The 17,660-nt window shown below is 71.7% G+C and carries 14 protein-coding genes; 10 read left to right on the top strand and 4 right to left on the bottom strand.

The features are described 5' to 3' along the window. Positions 1-4: 4 nt before the first annotated feature. A complete protein-coding gene (locus J2S42_RS07030) occupies positions 5-3,880 on the bottom strand; it encodes a ThuA domain-containing protein (RefSeq protein ID WP_307236400.1) in 3,876 nt (1,291 codons plus the stop codon). Next, a complete protein-coding gene (locus tag J2S42_RS07035; RefSeq protein ID WP_307236402.1) occupies positions 3,877-4,899 on the bottom strand; it encodes a multicopper oxidase domain-containing protein in 1,023 nt (340 codons plus the stop codon). The genes J2S42_RS07030 and J2S42_RS07035 overlap by 4 nt, the downstream gene beginning before the upstream one ends. Positions 4,900-5,417: 518 nt before the next feature. Between J2S42_RS07035 and J2S42_RS07040 the strand changes: the two genes are divergently transcribed. Beyond that, positions 5,418-6,092 (top strand): RibD family protein, encoded by a 675-nt coding sequence (locus tag J2S42_RS07040; RefSeq protein ID WP_307236403.1) that lies wholly within the window; start codon positions 5,418-5,420, stop codon positions 6,090-6,092. Between the two features lie 39 nt (positions 6,093-6,131). Further along, positions 6,132-6,719, top strand: coding sequence for an HAD-IA family hydrolase (locus J2S42_RS07045; RefSeq protein ID WP_307236405.1), 588 nt, complete (start codon positions 6,132-6,134; stop codon positions 6,717-6,719). Between the two features lie 1,688 nt (positions 6,720-8,407). Here the strand turns inward: J2S42_RS07045 and J2S42_RS07050 are convergent. Both J2S42_RS07050 and J2S42_RS07055 read right to left on the bottom strand, forming a co-directional pair. Then, positions 8,408-9,127: an ABC transporter permease gene (locus tag J2S42_RS07050; protein WP_307236407.1), complete on the bottom strand. Its 720-nt coding sequence runs from the start codon at positions 9,125-9,127 to the stop codon at positions 8,408-8,410. Positions 9,128-9,157: 30 nt separating this feature from the next. Continuing rightward, a complete protein-coding gene (locus tag J2S42_RS07055; RefSeq protein ID WP_307236408.1) occupies positions 9,158-10,027 on the bottom strand; it encodes an ABC transporter ATP-binding protein in 870 nt (289 codons plus the stop codon). 136 nt (positions 10,028-10,163) lie between these two features. Between J2S42_RS07055 and J2S42_RS07060 the strand changes: the two genes are divergently transcribed. From J2S42_RS07060 to J2S42_RS07095, 8 genes are all read left to right on the top strand, one after another. Beyond that, positions 10,164-11,267, top strand: coding sequence for a sensor histidine kinase (locus tag J2S42_RS07060; protein WP_307236410.1), 1,104 nt, complete (start codon positions 10,164-10,166; stop codon positions 11,265-11,267). Continuing rightward, positions 11,264-11,866, top strand: a complete 603-nt coding sequence (locus tag J2S42_RS07065; RefSeq protein WP_307236412.1) for a response regulator transcription factor — start codon at positions 11,264-11,266, stop codon at positions 11,864-11,866. Before J2S42_RS07060 ends, J2S42_RS07065 begins: the two co-directional genes overlap by 4 nt. Positions 11,867-11,919: 53 nt before the next feature. Then, entirely contained in the window at positions 11,920-12,789 is an 870-nt protein-coding gene (locus J2S42_RS07070; protein ID WP_307236414.1) for a cyclase family protein, read from the top strand. 39 nt (positions 12,790-12,828) lie between these two features. Beyond that, a complete protein-coding gene (locus J2S42_RS07075; RefSeq protein WP_307236416.1) occupies positions 12,829-13,293 on the top strand; it encodes an LURP-one-related/scramblase family protein in 465 nt (154 codons plus the stop codon). Positions 13,294-13,723: 430 nt separating this feature from the next. Continuing rightward, positions 13,724-14,182, top strand: coding sequence for a hypothetical protein (locus tag J2S42_RS07080; protein WP_307236418.1), 459 nt, complete (start codon positions 13,724-13,726; stop codon positions 14,180-14,182). 89 nt (positions 14,183-14,271) lie between these two features. Continuing rightward, the gene (locus J2S42_RS07085) at positions 14,272-14,478 is read left to right on the top strand and encodes a hypothetical protein (RefSeq protein WP_307236420.1); all 207 of its coding nucleotides are present in this window, start codon (positions 14,272-14,274) and stop codon (positions 14,476-14,478) included. Between the two features lie 242 nt (positions 14,479-14,720). Continuing rightward, on the top strand, positions 14,721-15,425 hold the full coding sequence (locus tag J2S42_RS07090) for an outer membrane protein assembly factor BamB family protein (protein WP_307236422.1): 705 nt from the start codon (positions 14,721-14,723) through the stop codon (positions 15,423-15,425). Between the two features lie 47 nt (positions 15,426-15,472). Then, complete coding sequence (locus tag J2S42_RS07095; RefSeq protein WP_307236423.1) at positions 15,473-17,647, top strand: putative bifunctional diguanylate cyclase/phosphodiesterase; 2,175 nt, start codon at positions 15,473-15,475, stop codon at positions 17,645-17,647. Positions 17,648-17,660 lie beyond the last annotated feature (13 nt).

The raw sequence follows: 17,660 nt of genomic DNA on the forward strand, positions 1-17,660 counted from the left end.
CCGGTCAGAGCGACCGCACCCGGATGTTGCGGAACTCGATCACGTCGGCGTTGCCGTGGTTCTGCAGGCCGATGTGTCCGGTGAGGAACTGCCGCAGGTCGGTCGGTGGGTCACCGGCCCGCGACGACTGGATGCCCGGCGCGTTCTCGAACTCGTTGATCACGACGCCGTTGCGGATGATGGTGTAGTGCTGGCCGACCACCCTGACCTCGTAGTCGTTCCAGACGTTCTTCGGCGTGACCCCGGCGTCCGCCAGCGGCCGCGGGTCGAAGTTGTAGATCGACCCGGTCTTCTGCGGCTCGCCGGCCGTACCGTCGTAGATCTGGATCTCGTGCCCGCAGTAGATCGCCACCCAGGCCGGTGACGTCGCCGCCGAGCCGGTCCGGCCGCACTCCGGCCGTTGCGCGACCGGCGTGCGCGGGTCCGGGAACCGGGCGAACACGCCGCTGTTCGCGCGGGTGTCGCCGGTGCCGAGATCCCGGAACTGCAACCGGAGCGAGAAGTCGCCCAGTTCCTTGGTGTGCCACAGCATGCCCAGGCCGCCGGCGGAGCGCAGGTTGCCGTCCGGCTGGATGGTGAACTCGCCCGACGGCGCCATCTCCCAGCCGGCCAGCGACTCCGGCGTGCCGTCGAACAGCGGCTCGTACCCGGTCTGCCCGGGGCGCCCGATCGTCGACGACGCGGCCGCGCGGGTCAGCGCGCCCGCCTGCCGGCTGGTGATCGTGCCGTCCTTGACCAGCCGGTTCGTGATCGCGGTGACGTCCCGGACGAACGTGTCGTGGTCCGGCCAGACGCCCTCGTCGTCGATCAGGTCGTTGATCGTGCAGGCGCCGGTGGCCGTCCTGTTCGGCACGCCGGTGTCCGTGTCGCCGATGACCACGTTCGCGCGGGTGTCCGGTGCGGCGCAGTCCACGGTCACGGCCGACTGCGCGGTGACCACCTCACCGTCGGCGTACGTGACCGTGTGCGTGACCGGGTAGGTGCCGGCCTTCGCGTACGTGTGCCGCGGGTTCGTCTCGGTGGAGCTGGTCCCGTCGCCGAAGTCCCAGCGGTGGCCGACGCCGCCGGACCGGGTGCCGTCGAACGCGTACGCCAGCGCCTTGTTCTGGATCGCGACGGACGACGCCGCCGGCACCGGGGTGGCCGGCCCACCGGTGTACGACACCTTGATCAGCTTCTGCACCGGGCTGAGGCTGAAGAAGCCGGTGCCGTAGTCGAGCAGGTAGAGCGCGCCGTCCTGGCCGAACTTCGCGTCCATCCAGGAGTACAGCTGGTTGTCACCGGCGCCGGTCGGCAGGATCGCGCGCAGCGTCTCCGCGAACGGCGGCGGCGACTGCGCCGGCACCCCGGCCGGGTCCACGGTCACCGCGATCCGGTTGGCGCCGTTGGACTGGTCACCGATGAACCACTTGTCGTCCCAATACTTCGGCCAGGCCACGCCGCTGTTCGTGTTCACCCGGTCGTAGTGGTAGGTCGGCCCGGACATGACCGCCTGGCCGCCGCCCTTCAGGTACGGCTGGGTGTACGTGGCCTGACCGGCCACATAGGACGGCACGCCGTTGTCGCGCAGCGGGAAGACCGGGCCGCCGCCGTCCGGCGAGTACCAGATCATGTTGTCCCGGGCCGGCGGGATGTCCACCAGGCCGGTGTTGCGCGGCGACGTGTTCTTCAGGTTGTCGCAGTCGTACCAGCCGGTCAGCTGGGTGGCGTCGGTGTTGCTGCGGTCCCGGTACGGCTGCCGGTTGCCCATGCAGTACGGCCAGCCCTGGTTGCCCGCGGAGGTGAGGATGGTGGCCGTCTCGTACTTGGCCGGGCCCAGCTCCGGGCTCGGCGCGGACGCGTCCGGCCCGACCCAGCCCGCGGTCAGCCACTGCCGTTCCTCGTCGATCTGCAGCCGCGCGATGTTCCGCACGCCCATCACGTAGATCTCCGGGCGGGTCTGCGCGGTGCCGGGCGGGAACAGGTTGCCCGGCGGGATCGTGTACGTCCCGTCCGCCTCCGGGTGGATGCGGATGATCTTCCCGGCCAGGTCGTTGGTGTTGCCCGAGGTGCGCCGCGCGTCCTGGAACGAGATGCCCGCGTACTCCTGCGTCCAGTTGTTGCCGGAGTAGCCGCCGGAGCCGCCGGAGGAGTTGCTGTCGCCGGAGCCGACGTACAGGTTGCCCTGCGCGTCGAACGCCATGCCGCCGCCCGCGTGGCAGCAGCTGTGGATCTGCACGGTGAATTTCAGCAGGTCCTTGCGGGAGGCCATGTCCCACGTGCCGTTCTTGAAGGTGAACCGGCTGATCGTGCGCTCGCCGGTCCGCTTCTCCCGGTCGATCGACGCGTGCGGCATCCAGTACACGTAGACCCAGCCGTTCTCGGTGTACTTCGGGTCGGTGACGATGCCGAGCAGGCCCTCCTCGTTCTTGACCAGCTCGTCGCCGCTGCCCCGGTTGCCCATCACCGGCAGCGTGGTCACCAGCTTCACCGCCTCGGTCGACGGCGTGTACGTGTGGATCGTGCCGCAGCCCAGGCCCACGTTCGGGTTCGACCACTCGACGACCGGCCCGCTCGGGCAGGCCGCCTTGCCGACGTAGAAGATCGTCCCGTCCGGCGCCACCGTCATGCCGTGCGGCTCGCCGATCTGGTCGAGCTGGCCGGGCTGGTTCGGTGCGGTGATCCGCTCGATCTTGTAATTCGACGCGATCGTCGCCTGGCAGTCGCCGCGCACCCGGCCGGACGCCCAGTTCAGCGCGCCCGCGAGGTGCTTGCGGAACACGTCCTCGCCGTAGCTGGCCTCGGTGTGCCCCATGCCGGTGTAGAAGGACCGGCCGCCGTCGTAGTCGCGGCACCAGGAGATCGGGTGGAACGGCCCGTTCGGATTCGCGCCCGGGTTGTAGTGCCGCTCCTCGACCTGCGCGACCGTGTGCACGGTGCCGACCGGGTTCGGCTCCCAGTTGTACCAGCGGTCCGAACGCTTCACGGTCAGTGGCAGGCCCTCGGTCGACGGGTGGTCCCGGTCCAGAATGTTGATCACGGATTCGGCCACGGCCGGTGCGGGCGGGAACGCGGACGCACTGGAGAACAACTTCCAGTCGGCGAGCTGGGTGAGCGGCTCACCGCTGTTCGCCGTGATGTTCAACCGCCAGAACCGGTACGTGGCCGCGGTGGCCAGCTCGTACCGCTTCGGCAGGAACCGGCCGGCGAAGTCCTCGTCGGTGCGGCGGTCCACGTCGGTCCAGGCCTGGCCGTCCGCGGAACCCTGCAGCGTCCAGTCCCGCGGGTCGCGGCCCTCGAAGTCGTTGGCCGAGGTCAGCGCGTACGACTTGATGGTCCTCGCCGCGGCCAGCTCGTAGGTGACCGTGCCGGCCGGCGTGCGGACCAGCCACTTGGTGGCCGGGTCGCCGTCGGTGAGCTTGATGGCGGTCTCGCTCGGCGGGTTCTCCCCGCTCGCGGTGACCTTCGCGACCGCCTCGGAGCCGGCGCCGGCCGGGCGGGTGCCGATCAGGCCGGTGAACCAGGTCGAGTCCACCTGCGCCTTGGCGGCGTCACCGATGCCGACGAAGCCGTTGCCGGCCTTGACGTACGTGCGCAGCGCGGCTTCCTGGTCGCCGTTCAGCGCGGCGCCGGCCGAGGACAGGAACACGACCGCGCGGTACCGGGCCAGCTCCGCCGTGCTGAACACGGCCGGGTCCGTGCTCTCCGTGACGTCCACCCCGGCGATCTCCTTGATCGTCTGGGTGGCCCTGACGACCGGGTCCTCCTGCTGGGCCGCGGGCCCGTGGAAGACCAGGACCCGGTCCTGCTGGGGTTCCGCCGCCTGAGCCGGCTGCGCCGCGAGTGGGACTGGTCCGAGGACCAGGGCCAGGGCCAGGGCGGCTCTCAGCTTCCGTTTCATCCGGTGTGACCTCCGTGGTCGGACTGGATGTGCCTGTGTCCCTTGAAGCGGTCGATCGCCTCCTGCGCGCCGGCCGGCATGCTGCCGTCCGCGTTGCGCACCAGAAAGACACCGGACATGCCGGTGTCGGAGTGGCTCTGCACGTGGCAGTGGTACATCCAGGCCCCCGGCCCGCCACCGTCCCCGGCCAGCACCTGGAAGCCGAACGAGCTGCCCGGCCCGAGATCCTTGTTGTCGATCGACGCGGACGGGTCGGACGGGCCCTCGAGGTAGCCGGTCCGGTTGTCCGCCCAGCGGTGCGAGTGCAGGTGGAACGTGTGGTAGAGGTTGCCGTGCCCGATCGCGACCCACTCGACGCGCTGGCCGAGGTTCGCCTCGAAGATCGGCGTGTCCGGCGCGATCCGGTTGTTGATCGTGGTGTCGTGCAGCACGGCCACGAACTGCTTGTCCGGCAGGATGTCCCCGCGCCGCCGCACGATCAGCGCGCCGTAGAGCCCGCGCAGCACACCGGCGGTGCCGTGGTCGGTACCCATCGCGTGGTCGTGGTAGTGCCAGTAGCCCGCGCTGCCCGGCAGGAACCGCCGCCCGGCCGCGGCCGTCATCTCGTGCGAACGCCAGGTGTACGTCCGGGTCTCCCCCGGCGCGTTGAACGAGCCGTTGAACGGTGAGCCGTCCGAGGTCGTGTCGTAGTCGACGCCGTGCGGGTGGATCGACAGCCGCTGGTCGGTCGTGTTGACCAGCGTGATCTCCAGCGTGTCCCCTTCGTACATCTCCAGGATCGGCCCGGGGATGGTGGCCTTCCCGCGTTCGAGCCCGTAGCCGTACTGGTTGTTGCCCAGCGACTCGGCGTAGATCGTGATCTTCCGGGTCGCACCGGCGGCCCGCGCGGGCGTCCCGTTCGACGTGACCGCGGCGGTGAGCGTGGGCACGGCCAGCCCGAGCGCCCCGATCCCGAAGATCGACCGCCGCGAGAAGGCCCACCTCCGGCCCTTCCCCGCATCCCTGTCAGCGTTGTCCATGCGTCTCCGTTCGTGTCGGGACGGCGGCAGACCTCGGAAGCCGGTCGCGGAGCGTCACCGCACACCCGGCCTATCGACTCTCATGACTTTTGTCAGATGCCGACAAACCTAAGCACCGGATCGACAAAAGTAAAGGTCCCCTGTGGAAAAGCTGATTCCGCGCACGACCTCATCGCCGCAGCTCATCGCGGATGTCCGGGGTTACCGGACCGTACGTCACGGGGCCACGCAACGGCATGGGAGCGCTACCGGGCGCGATTACCAGGCCTTTAACCGACCGGCGCGGACGTAACCGGACGGCAACAAGCGGCACATTCGGTGACCTTGGGTGAGGTGACCCCCGTCACGTCCGGGTGGCACCGCTGATCGCGGTATCGATACCCGGCGACGGGGGCCGTTGCCGGCCGGGACCGCACCGGCGACCAGGCCGCCGGCGCCATGCTCACCTGCGGGTCCAACCTCTGACCGGCACGCCGGGGTGGCCGCACGGCCACCCCGGCCTCCGGCAGGATGAGCCGATGACCTCGCGCCCGTACGTCCTGCTGAGCTGCGCCGCGTCGATCGACGGCTACATCGACGACGCGAGCCCGGACCGGCTGCTGCTGTCGAACGACGCCGACTTCGACCGGGTCGACGACGAGCGGTCCCGCTGCGACGCGATCCTGGTCGGGCCCGCAACGATCAAGAACGACAACCCCCGCCTGATGGTACGGTCGCCCGCCCGCCGCGACGCGCGGGTGGCCCGCGGGCTGCCGCCGACACCGGTGAAGGTGACCGTCACCCGCAGCGGCGACCTCGACCCGGCCGCCCGGTTCTTCACCACCGGCGAGAAACTGGTCTACGCGGCCACGCCGGTGCTGGCGAAGACCCGGCGGGCCGTGGGCGCGCATGCCGCCGTGATCCCCGCGGACGATCTCGCCACCGTGTTGGCCGACCTCGCCGGGCGCGGCATCCGGACGCTCATGGTCGAGGGCGGCTCGACCATGCACACCTGGTTCCTGACCGCCGGCCTCGCGGACGAGCTACAGCTGGCCGTCGCACCGTTCTTCGTCGGCGACGCGCGGGCACCCCGGTTCACCGGCGACGGCGCGTTCCCGTGGAACGCGGCGCACCGGGCCCGGCTGGCGGACGTCACGCCGCTCGGCGACGTAGTCCTGCTCCGCTACGCGCTCTCCGACCGTACCCGGCCATGACCTGCGGTTAATGTCCTTCAGGCGGGTATCGTGCGCCGTGTGGAACTCGATCTGCCACCGGTGATCTTCGACATCGGCGGGGTGCTCACCGCGGCCGAGGGCGGCGTCACCCCGCTCTCCGGCCTGCTCGGCATCCCGCGTGAGCGGTTCGCGGAACCGTACTGGCGGCATCGCGCGGAGTACGACCGCGGCCGGCCCGCCGTCGACTACTGGCGAAAGGTGGCGGCCGACCTCGGCGTCACCTGGCCGGACGAGGAAATCACCCGGATCGACGAGTTCGACGCCCGCCGCTGGTCCGAGCTGGCCCCCGGCCGCCTCGAACTGATCCACTCGGTCCAGTCGGCCGGGGTGCCGACCGCACTGCTGTCCAACGCCCCCGCCTCGATGGCCCGGGTCGCCCGGGAGAGCCGCTGGTCGGCCGGCTTCACGCACCGGTTCTTCTCCTGCGACCTCGGCACGATCAAGCCGGAGCCGGAGATCTACGCCGAGGTGGAGAAAACATTCGGCACCCACGACCTGATCTTCTTCGACGACCGCCCGCCGAACGTGGCCGCCGCCCGCAACCGAGGCTGGCAGGCCCACATCTGGACCGGCATCCCCGCCGCCCGGGCAGTCCTCGGGCTCTGATCACCGAGATCCGCCACCCCCTGTTCGGCGCTGCCGACCTGGCCACCACCCACCTCGACCTGATCTCCCGCCAGGAGCCCCGGCTCCGCCCAGGCGACCAAGGAACCCACCATCGATTTGAGCGTCACGGACGTCCGTCCCGGCTCAGCCACACGCGGCACCCACTACCGATCGAGCAACCGCCGAATCGACACCAGCGCCCTTTTCGAGCCTCTCCCGCACATCGAGCCCGATGATCGAGCAGGGACACTCGCTCAAGCCATCGCCCGATGTTTTTCGCTTTCGTGCGCCAGCACAAAACCGGCACCGCCGGGATGCACCGTCTGCCGTCGACCGCCCTTGGGGTGCAGATCTTCGGCAGGGCCGCCACGAGCGACGCAGCCGCAGCATGGACGGCGCGCAGCGACGCCCCTGCCGACCGCGACGCAGGCTGGCGGCCCGGCCGAAGATCTGCTCGGCTTCGCCTGGGCGACGGCAGACGGAGCATCCCGGCCCACAGACGCAACCCATCCCACCCACGAAAAAACAGCCGGCCCCACGGACCCCGCAGCCGCCGGAAGCCTCGCCGTGCACCGGAGTCCCGAGACTCGCCGGAGGCACCGCCCTACAACGCAACCCACCACGCCACCGCACCCACAGACGCCACCAATATGCCGAAATATCGGGTGCGCAGCGCCCGATTGCTTGGGGGACGCCCACCGGACCGCCTACAGCGGACATAGCGGGCACCGCGAGCAAGGCGCACCGCAAGCAACGCGGACCGCAAGCGGCGACGGACCGCACGCAACGCGCACCGCAAGCGGCGACGCACACCAGGCAGGGTGAACCGCACACGGCCCTGCTGCGGCACCCCAGCTCCGTTGCGACAATCGGGCGCTCTGCGCCCGAAATATCACGATATCCCACCCCGCATGGGCGACACCGTCTGGCAGCGAACGACGCCGCCAGCCCTGTGTGATCAATCAGTGGAGCGAAAGGGATATCAACTTCGCTAAATGACCTCCTTTTCGCTCCACTGATTGATCACACAGGCGTCGAGCCCACGGCGAACGCGATCACCGGGCGCGGCAGGAGCAGCCTTTATCCGGAAATTTCGGGCGGGCCGGGCACCTGGCCGCGATGTAGGACGGTGCGGCACCGGTGGCCTGCGAGCCGCCTCGGCCGCCTGTGCGGCACGGACCGCGGGGACGGGGCGGACCGCACGGACCGCGGGGACGGCGCGGACCGCGGGGACGGCGCGGACCGCAGGGACGGCGCGGACCGCAGGGACGGCGCGGACCGCAGGGACGGCGCGGACCGCAGGGACGGCGCGGACCGCAGGGACGGCGCGGACCGCGGGGACGGCGCGGGCCGTAGGGACGGCGCGGACCGCACGGGACACCTGGACCAGGCCGGACACGTCGGCCGCACAGGACGCCCGGGCCGCCGGGACCCTGAGCCGCGCAGGACCAGGGCCGCGCAGGACCAGGGCCGCGCAGGATCAGGGCCGCGCAGGACCAGGGCCGCGCAGGACCAGGGCCGCGCAGGACCAGGGCCGCCCGAGACTGGGACGCCCAGACCGTTGGGCCACTCGGGACCCTTGCGCCACGCGGCCGGCCATACGCGGCCGGCGCCTCGCCGGGATTGGGCAACAGAATCGAAAGGATGCGGAAAACGCCCCCACCCGAAGCGGCTCCCCCGCTTCGCCGTCAGCGGCGCGGTTCCCAGCGGAACATCCGCGACGCCAGCGAGATCGACACGATCACCCAGCTCAGCGTCGGCGCCAGCAGGATCAGCGACTCGCTGACCGGAGCGCCGCCGTTCCACGCGTCCAGCACCAGTTCGGTCGCGGCGCCGCCGGGAAGGAGACGCTTGAGCAGCGTCAGGTCCGTGGTGCCGGTGATGCCCACCCAGCTGCTGACCGCGATCACGCCCAGGCTGACCGGCAGCGTGGTGACCTGGGCGTGTTCCGGTGAGTTGGTCAGGCCGGCGGTGGCCAGGCTGAGCGCGACCATCATGACCACCGTGGCCAGTACCGCGATGACCAGCAGCAGCGGGTTGGCGGGGAGGCCGGCGACGATCGCGAGGACGGTGAGGATCACGGTCATCTGGAGCAGGGCGAGGACGGTGACCGGGAGCAGCAGGCCGGTGAGGATGCCGGCGTCGCCGATGGCGGTGGAGCGGAGGCGTTTGAGGAAGAGGTTCTGGCGGCGGCCGGCGAGCGTGGTGACCGCGGTGCTGTAGAGGCCGAACGCGGCGACCGTGAACATCACGATCGCGGCGATGTAGCCGAGGCTGCCCAGGGACGCGAAGACCTCGTGCCGGTAGATGAAGAACCCGCTGACCACGGCCGGCACGATCAGGCTGGTCACCAGGACCAGGCGGTTGCGGAAGATTTGGACGAGTTCGCCGTACGCGATGGTGAGCATGGGGTTCTCCTCCGGAGAAGAAGCGGAACGTCAGTGGCCGATGGCGCGGAAGACGTCGTCGAGGCGGGTCTGGCCGGCCTCGATGTCGCGCAGCGCGATCGCGTTGTCGTGCGCCCAGCCGAGCAGGTAGTGGAGGTCCTTCTGCAGGTCCGTGGTCTCGATCGACCAGCGGTCCGCGTCGAGCGCGGTCGCGGGCAGCGGCAGCGTGGCCGTGCCGGCCGGCACCGTGACCCGGATGACGGACGGCAGCGTGCGGGTCAGTTCGGAGACCGTGCCCTCGCGGTGGAACGTGCCCTCGTGCATCAGGCCGATCCGGTTCGCGCGCTGCTGCGCCTCCTCCAGGTAGTGGGTGGTGAGCACGATGGTGGAGCCGTCCTCGCGGAGCCGGTCGACCGCGGCCCAGAGCGCATCGCGGGACTGGATGTCCAGGCCGGTGGTGGGCTCGTCCAGAAAGATCAGTTCGGGTGCGCCCCAGACCGCGGTGGCGAAGTCGAGCCGGCGTTTCTCGCCGCCGGACAGCTGGGACACCAGCGTGCCGGCCTTGGCGGTGAGGTCGACGATCGCGAGCACCCGGTCGACGGTGTCCTCGCGCCGGGTGAGCGCGCCGATCAGGCGGACCGACTCCCGTACGGTCAGGTCCGGGGTGAAGCCGCTCTCCTGGAGCATGATGCCCATCCGGGGGCGGACGGCGGCCCGGTCGCGCGGGCTGTGGCCGAAGACCGTGACCGTGCCGGACGTGGGCGTGCGGTGGCCTTCGATGATCTCCAGGGTCGATGTCTTGCCGGCGCCGTTCGTGCCGAGCAACGCGTAGAGCTCGCCGTGATCCACGTGGAAGGACAGGTCCTTGACGGCGTGGAAGTCGCCGTAGCGGAGGTTCAGGTTCTGCACGTCGATGACCATGCCGTCGATTTCACCGGTCCAGCGGCGTCGCGGGCAGTGTGCTCACGTCACCGGCCGGACATGACGTGGTGTCACTGCCGGGCATCGCGGCGGAGCGCCGATACTGAGCGATGACTCCGACACCGAGGGAAGCCGCATGCGCATCACGTTCGATCGCGCCACCGCGACCCGGGGACAGCTGCGCACGCTCAACCTGATCACCGGGCTGCCGCCGATCGTGGGCGCCGGGACGCTGACCCTGGCGCTGGACGCCACGTCCTGGTGGCAGGTGCTGATCCTGTCGACCGGGCTGGTCGCGGCCGTGGTGGCGTTCGAGCGGTGGGCCGCGTACGACCTGTTCCGGGTGGCGGTGCCGTGCCTGGTGGTGACCGTGGTGCTGTGGCCGCTCGGCGTGCTGTGGCTGGACAGCCCGAGCGCGTACTTCGGCCTGTGCGTCGTGGGTTCGCACCTGGTGCCGCGGCTGCCCCGGTTCCGGCGCGCGGCCGCGGTCGCGCTGCCGCTCTACATCGGCGTGGTCGGCGCCCTGTACCCGATCCTGTACGGCGGGGAGATGCCCGGCACGCTGATCCGGTACGTGCTGCTGCCGACCGTGGTGACCGCGGTGGTGGCCGGTTTCATGTTCCCGAACAAGCGGTTCTACGACGTGGTCGAGGAACTGGAGGAGTCACGTGAGCGGGACGCGGAACTGGCCGTGGCGCGGGAGCGGGTGCGGTTCGCCGGCGACCTGCACGACATCCAGGGACACACGCTGCACGTGGTGAAGCTGAAGACCGCGCTGGCGCGGAAGCTGGTCCGGACCGATCCGGCGCGGGCCGAGGAGGAACTGCGCGAGATCCACGCGCTGGTCAGCGACACGATCACGCAGACCCGGGAGCTGGTGTACGCGCAGCGCCGACTGAACCTGACGGTCGAGCTGCAGAACGCGAAGAACCTGTTCGAGGCGGCCGGTATCGCGGTCTCGGTGGACGGCGCGGTCTCGGCCGGCGCGCGACCGCTGCTCGGTCAGGTGCTCCGCGAGACGACCACGAACATCCTGCGGCACGCACAGGCCACCACGGTACGGATCACGCTCACCGGGTCCGGCATCGCGATCGTGAACGACGGTGCGCCGCGGGAGCCGGCCGAGCCGCGTGGCCTGGCCGCACTGCGGCAGCGGGTGGCGGACGACGGCGGCGTGCTGCGCGCGCAACAGCGGGACGGTGTCTTCACCACCGCCGCCACCTGGGAGGACACGCGGTGACGACCGTGGTGCTGGCCGACGACGAGGCGTTGCTGCGCAAGGCGATGGCCGCGCTGCTGCCGATGGAGGGCGACATCACCGTGCTCGCGGAGGCGTCCGACGGCGCGTCCGCGATCGAACAGACGCTGCGGCACCGGCCGGACGTACTGGTCATCGACCTGGAGATGCCGGGCGTGGACGGGCTCGGCGCGGTCGCGGAGATCCGCCGGGCCCGGCCGGAGCAGGTGATCCTGATGCTGACCCGGCACGCCCGGCCGGGCGTGCTGCGCAAGGCGCTGCGGTTGGGCGTGCAGGGGTTCGTCAGCAAGTCCGCGGAGCCGGCGCACATCACCTCGGTGATCGCCACGCTGCACGCCGGGCGGCGCTGGATCGACCCGGACGTGTCCGCGATCGCGGTGATCGACGACTGCCCGCTCACCGACCGGGAGCTGGACGTGCTGCGCGAGACCGGCGGCGGCTGGTCGGTGGTGGAGATCGCGGCGCGGCTGCACCTGGCGCCCGGCACGGTCCGCAACTACCTGTCCAGCGCGATGCAGAAGACGCAGACGCAGACCCGCCACGAGGCCGCACGGTACGCCCGGGAGCACGACTGGCTCTGAGATGATCTGCCGGGAAACGGCCGTTTCCGGTGGTCGGGATAGCGTCACCGGCCATGGAGACGTTTCCCACCAACTGGGGGCGCTGGGGCGAGCACGACCAGCTCGGCGCCGTCAATCTGATCACCGACGAGGCGCGGGCGCGCGGCGCGGCGGAGGCCCGGACCGGGCGGACCGTGTCGCTGGCCCGGGTGTCGCCGATCGCGCCGCTGCACGGCGGGCCGATGGCGTCGATGACCGCGGCCTCGACCGGCGTGCAGACGATCATGACGTTCACCGGGGACGCGCCGATGGCGATGGCCGAGGTCATGATCGTGACGACGCACCACCCGGAGATCACCCACCTGGACGGGCTGTCGCACATGGTCGCCGACGGCCAGGTGTACCCGGGGATGCCACGCGCGGAGAGCTCCGGCCCGGCCGGGGTGCGGCACGGCGCCGCGGACGCGTTCGGCGACGGCATCCTCACCCGCGGCGTGCTGCTCGACCTCGCGCCGGGCGGCGCGCTGCCGGACCACCACGCGGTGACCGCGGACGACCTGGACGCGGCCGCGAAGCGCGGCGGCGTCGAGGTGCGGTCCGGCGACGCGCTGATCGTCCGCGGCGGCTGGGACCGGGTGACCGCCGGCGACCGCGCGCTGCCCGGCATGACGTCCGGCGCGGTCCGCTGGATGCACGACCACGAGATCTCGCTGTACGGCGGCGACATCGGCGACGCGCGCCCGCCGCTGCCCGGCGACGTCCCGGGCGCGCTGCACCGCCTCGCGCTGACCCGGCTGGCCATCCCGCTGCTCGACGGCGTCGCCGCCGCCGAGCTGGCCCAGGTCTGCGCCGAGCTGGACCGCTACACGTTCATGCTGGTCGTCGCCGCCCCCCGGATCACCGGCACGACCGGCCTGCCGGTCAACCCGATCGCGGTCTTCTGAGTCGCTCCGGGCCGTGTGCGTGACCGTTAGCATCAGGGCATGCTGACGGCCACGAGGGCGAGCCTCTGGCGCGACCGGTACGAGATCGCTGCGGACGGCCGCGTGCTGACCACCTGGAGCGGCGCGTTCTGGCGGCAGGGCGGCGACTTCGAGCTGGACGGCCGGTCGTACCGGGTGCGCAGTTCCGTCCTGGGCCGCTCGTTCACGATGACCGACGGTGGCGGCGCGACGGTCGCCGAGGCGAGCCGGGTCGGCCGCAGACGCTGGACCGTCACGGCCGGCGGCCGCACCTACCGCTTCCGCCGCACCTCGTTCTGGAGCGGTGACCAGGAGCTGCACGACGACGCGGGTCATCGGGGCTCGATCCGCCGCACCGGCTTCTGGCGCACCGGCATCGTCGCCGACCTGCCCGGCCTGCCGCCCCCGGTCCAGGTCTTCGTGCTCGGCGTCGTCATCTCGATGTGGAACGCGGAACAGTCCGCCGCCGCGGCCGGCTCGGCCTGATCCGGCGACGGTTGCTCTCGCCCGCGCGGCGGCGACCCGGGCGGCGAGTTCGCGTCCCGGCGTCACAAGGGCCAGCGCGGCGATCACGAGTACGCGGCCGGGGTCGCCTTCACCCGCCGCATCGGCTCGTCCGGCGCACCGGCCGCGCTGTTCTGCCGGCCACTCCGCCGATCCGGCGCGGCTTACGGAACGATCGCACGCGGCCGGAGAGATCGAAGCAGGCCCGGAGCCGTACGCGGACGGTGAGCCCGCGGTTCGGTGAACGCGAGCCGGTCACGGCACCGCGAGCGCGCATACGGGCCGTCCGGCCCGCGGCCCATCCGTCGTACGGACATTTTCCGCGCGTTTCCCGGTGGCGCAGCGAGCGGCCGGGCTGAGCTGTGAGAGCCGGGCCGGCGGGCCCGGCGGTCATCTGCGACAGGGGGACGAGATGAGGGCCATCGCGGCAATCGCGGCGGGCGTACTGGCGGCATCATTGAGCGCTACGGCGGCGCAGGCGGTGCCGGTGCGGCCGCCGACCGCGAAGATCACCGAGCCGGCCGGGCCGCTGACCAGGCAGTCGCTGCACGGCAAGCCGGTCGAGATCGAGTTCGCGGGCAAGGGTGCGCAGGCCGGGAAGAAGGTGCCGGGCACCCGGTACCGGTGGACCGCGTACGGCACCGGCGGCGTCAAGAAGGTGCTGTGCACCGGCAGTTCGGTCCCACAGAAGGGACCGGTCAAGGACAAGATCGCCATCTATCGCGACTGCGCGGCGTTCACCGCGGAGCTCGGCATGCTGTACGGCGACATCACGTCGACGACCTGGACGGTACGGCTGGAGGTCTTCGGCACGTCCGCCGTGCCCGGTGTCGACAAGGAGACGGTGAAGCTGGTCTACGTGGCACTCTGACGGTAGAGACATCGAACATGATCGTCATTTAGCCTGTCCGAGGCGGTCCTCTGTGGCGCGCGCCACACCGCCGTACGGGGGTGATGGACGTGCGATTCCTACGCCGTCTCGCCGCGACAGCGGCGCTGGCACCACTTCCCGCGGTCACCGCGGATCCGGCCGCCGCGGTGCCGCGGGACTCCGGCGACTGGCCGGCCTGGCAGGGTGACCTCCGCGGCTCCCGGCACAATCCGGACGAGCGGCGGATCACCCCGGCCACCGCCGGGAAACTGAGGCTGAAGTGGGCGTTCGCCTAACCGGACAGCGAGATGCCGGCGAAGAGCCAGCCCGCGGTCGTAGACGGCGTCGTCTACTTCGGCGGGCCGGACGGCATGTTCTACGCGCTGGACGCGCGGACCGGCGCGACCCGGCGGTCATCGATCCGAGAACCGGCACGCTGTACGTCGGGACGGGCCAGAACTACACCGGCAGCGCGGGCGACTTCGACTCGCTGCTGGCGCTGAACGCGCGGACCGGCGCGGTGCGGTGGAAGCAGCAGGTGACGGACGCGGACACCTGGCGGACGCTGTGCAACGAGCCGGACGCGGCCGGGTACTGCCCGGGACTGGCCGACGGCACCGCGCTGGACTACGACATCGGTGCCACGCCGAACCTGTTCCGGGCCGGTGGGCGCACCATGGTCGGCGTCGGCCAGAAGAGCGGCGTCTACCACGTGTTCGACGCGGCGACCGGCGCGGTGTCCTGGCGACGGCAGCTGTCCGAGCCGTTCCCGAGCGGCGGCATCTCCGGCATCCAGTGGGGCAGCAGCCACGACGGCCAGCGGCTGTACGTAGCCACCTGGTTCGCGGATCCGGGCACGCTGTTCGCGCTGAACCCGGCGGACGGCGCGTTGCTGTGGCAGACGCCGAACCCGGCGGACGGCTGCACCACCGGCGGCTCGGCCGCCTTCCCGGACGTGTGCGCGCTCGCCCACACACCGGCCGTGACGACCAGCCCGGGGCTGGTGTACGAGGGCAGCCAGGACGGCAAGATGCGGATCTACTCGGCCCGGACCGGCGCGGTGCTGTGGCAGTTCGACACGGTCCGCGAGTTCGCCGGCGTGAACGGGCTGACCGGCTTCGGCGGCGGCGTCTCCGGCAACGGCGGTGCCGTGGTGTCCAACGGCATGCTGTACGTGCAGGTCGGCTACTACCCGGCCTACGCCAGCCCGCACGGTCACGTATTGCTGGCATTCGGGTTGTAGGTCGCATTCGCCGGTGATCGCAACCCGGACGGCCGAGAATCGTCCGGGTGAGCAACGCGCGGTGGGCCCTGCTCGCGGGGCTGCTCCTGGTCGCCGTCGCGCCATGGCTGCCCGCCTCCGGCCAGGAGGTGACGTACGCCGTGCTCGCCTCGGTCGCGTCCGGCACCGCGTTCCGCCGGGCACGCCGCGACCGAGCCCGCCCGGCCGCGTGGTGGCTGCTCGGTGCGGGCACGGCGATCGGCGCGGCGTGCGGTGCCGCCCGGGCGTTCGCGTTCCTGATCGGCGCGGAGCCGGCCGGGAAGTCCGTGCTCGACGCCGCGTACTTCGGCATGTACGGGCTGGTCGGCGCCGCGCTGCTGACGCTCGCCGCCGGGCGCGGCCCGCGGCTGGCCGGGGTGGTCGAAGCGGGCGTCGTGGTGTGCACCGCGGCGCTGCTCGGCTGGTTCGTGCTGTACGACCCACTGATCCACGAGGCGGGCAATTGGGACGGCATGCGCGCGGTCGTGGCGTACCCGCTGCTGGACCTGGTCCTGATCTTCTCGGTCGTGCGGCTGGTCACGGTCGTCGGCCGGATCACCGCGACACACGTGTTCCTGCTGGTCGCGATCGTGGCCGCGACGGTCGCGGACAGCGCGTACTTCATCTCGGTCTACCACGGCGGCGCGTGGCACGACCCGGCCATCAGCGCGGCCGGCTGGTCACTGTTCCACCTGATGCTGGGCACGGCCGCGGGCTACCCGGCGCCGCCGGACACCGGGCAGGGCCGGATCGCGCCCGGGCGCGGCGTCGGCGGGCTGTACGCCACGCTCGTGGTGATCAGCCCGGCCGTGACCGCGGTCGCGTTCCTGCTCGACATGAGCGAGCGGCAGTTCGACACGATCGACGTGGTGCTGCCGATGACGATCACCTCGGTGGTCGGCGCGCTGCTGGTGCTGCGGCTCAACCACACCCAGCACCGGATGACCCGGCTGGCGCTGCACGACCAGCTGACCGGCCTGCCGAACCGGGTCCAGCTGGAGCTGTGGCTGGCCCGTACCCGGCGCGGCAGCCTGCTGGTGCTCGACCTCGACGACTTCAAGCACGTCAACGACAGCCTCGGACACGCGGCCGGTGACGCGCTGCTGGTCACGCTGGCCGGCCGGCTGCGCGCGGTGGTGGACGGCCGCGGCCAGCTGGCCCGCCTCGGCGGCGACGAGTTCGCGATCCTGGCCGACGCGGCGGAGAGCGACCCGGCGGCGGGCGGGACCGGGCTCGCCGACCGGGTCCGGGACGCGGTGCGTGAGCCGGTCGACGTGGCCGGGCATCCGCTGCATCTCACGGCCAGCGTCGGCGTGCGGCGGCTGGACCGGTCCGCGGGCGCGCTCGGCGACGCCGATCTCGCGCTCTACGCGGCGAAGGCGGCCGGCAAGGACCGCGCGGTGGTGTACGAGGCCGCGCTGCGCGAGACCCGGCTGCGGCGGCTGGCCGTCGTGGAGCGGCTGCGCACCGCGCTGGTCACCGACGAGATCACGGTGCACTACCAGCCGATCGTGACGCTGCGGACCGGCTGCGTGGACGCGGTGGAGGCGCTGGTGCGCTGGCAGTCGACGCCGCCGGACGCGTTCATCCCGGCGGCCGAGGACAGCGGCCTCATCGTGCCGCTCGGTGACCGGGTGCTGCGCGCCGCCTGCCGCGCGGCCGCGCCCTGGCACGACCGGCACGGCACGTCCGTCACCGTGAACGTGTCGCCGCGCCAGCTGCGCGAGCCGGACTTCGCGGTCATGGTCCGGCGCGCGCTGCTCGACTCCGGGCTGCCCGCGACCGCGCTGATCCTGGAGATCACCGAGGGCGTGCTGGTCGGCTCCGCGCTCGCCATCGCGCACCTGCACGAGTTGCGCCAGGACGGGGTCCGGGTGGCGGTCGACGACTTCGGCACCGGCTACTCGTCGCTGGCCTACCTGCGCGACCTGCCGATCGACATCCTGAAGATCGACCGCTCGTTCCTGCGCTCCGGCCCGGCCTCGCGGCCGATGGTCCGTTCGGTGGTCGATCTGGCGCACGGCCTGGGTCTGGTGACGGTGACCGAGGGTGTGGAGACCGCGGCGCAGGCGGCCATGCTGGTCGAGCTGGGCTGTGACAAGGGCCAGGGCTGGCACTTCGGCCGCCCGTCCCCGGCCGGTCAGATGTCCGCGCTGCTGGAGAACCGCACCGGCGCCTGGCTCACCGACCGGGAGACGCCGTGACCCGGTGCGGGTG

This window comes from Catenuloplanes indicus, assembly GCF_030813715.1.
Taxonomy (GTDB): domain Bacteria; phylum Actinomycetota; class Actinomycetes; order Mycobacteriales; family Micromonosporaceae; genus Catenuloplanes; species Catenuloplanes indicus.

Coding starts and splice junctions, on each gene's coding strand:
- J2S42_RS07030 (WP_307236400.1), bottom strand. CDS start 3,880: ATGAAACGGAAGCTGAGAGCCGCCCTGGCCCTGGCCCTGGTCCTCGGA.
- J2S42_RS07035 (WP_307236402.1), bottom strand. CDS start 4,899: ATGGACAACGCTGACAGGGATGCGGGGAAGGGCCGGAGGTGGGCCTTC.
- J2S42_RS07040 (WP_307236403.1), top strand. CDS start 5,418: ATGACCTCGCGCCCGTACGTCCTGCTGAGCTGCGCCGCGTCGATCGAC.
- J2S42_RS07050 (WP_307236407.1), bottom strand. CDS start 9,127: ATGCTCACCATCGCGTACGGCGAACTCGTCCAAATCTTCCGCAACCGC.
- J2S42_RS07055 (WP_307236408.1), bottom strand. CDS start 10,027: ATGGTCATCGACGTGCAGAACCTGAACCTCCGCTACGGCGACTTCCAC.
- J2S42_RS07060 (WP_307236410.1), top strand. CDS start 10,164: ATGCGCATCACGTTCGATCGCGCCACCGCGACCCGGGGACAGCTGCGC.
- J2S42_RS07070 (WP_307236414.1), top strand. CDS start 11,920: ATGGAGACGTTTCCCACCAACTGGGGGCGCTGGGGCGAGCACGACCAG.
- J2S42_RS07075 (WP_307236416.1), top strand. CDS start 12,829: ATGCTGACGGCCACGAGGGCGAGCCTCTGGCGCGACCGGTACGAGATC.
- J2S42_RS07080 (WP_307236418.1), top strand. CDS start 13,724: ATGAGGGCCATCGCGGCAATCGCGGCGGGCGTACTGGCGGCATCATTG.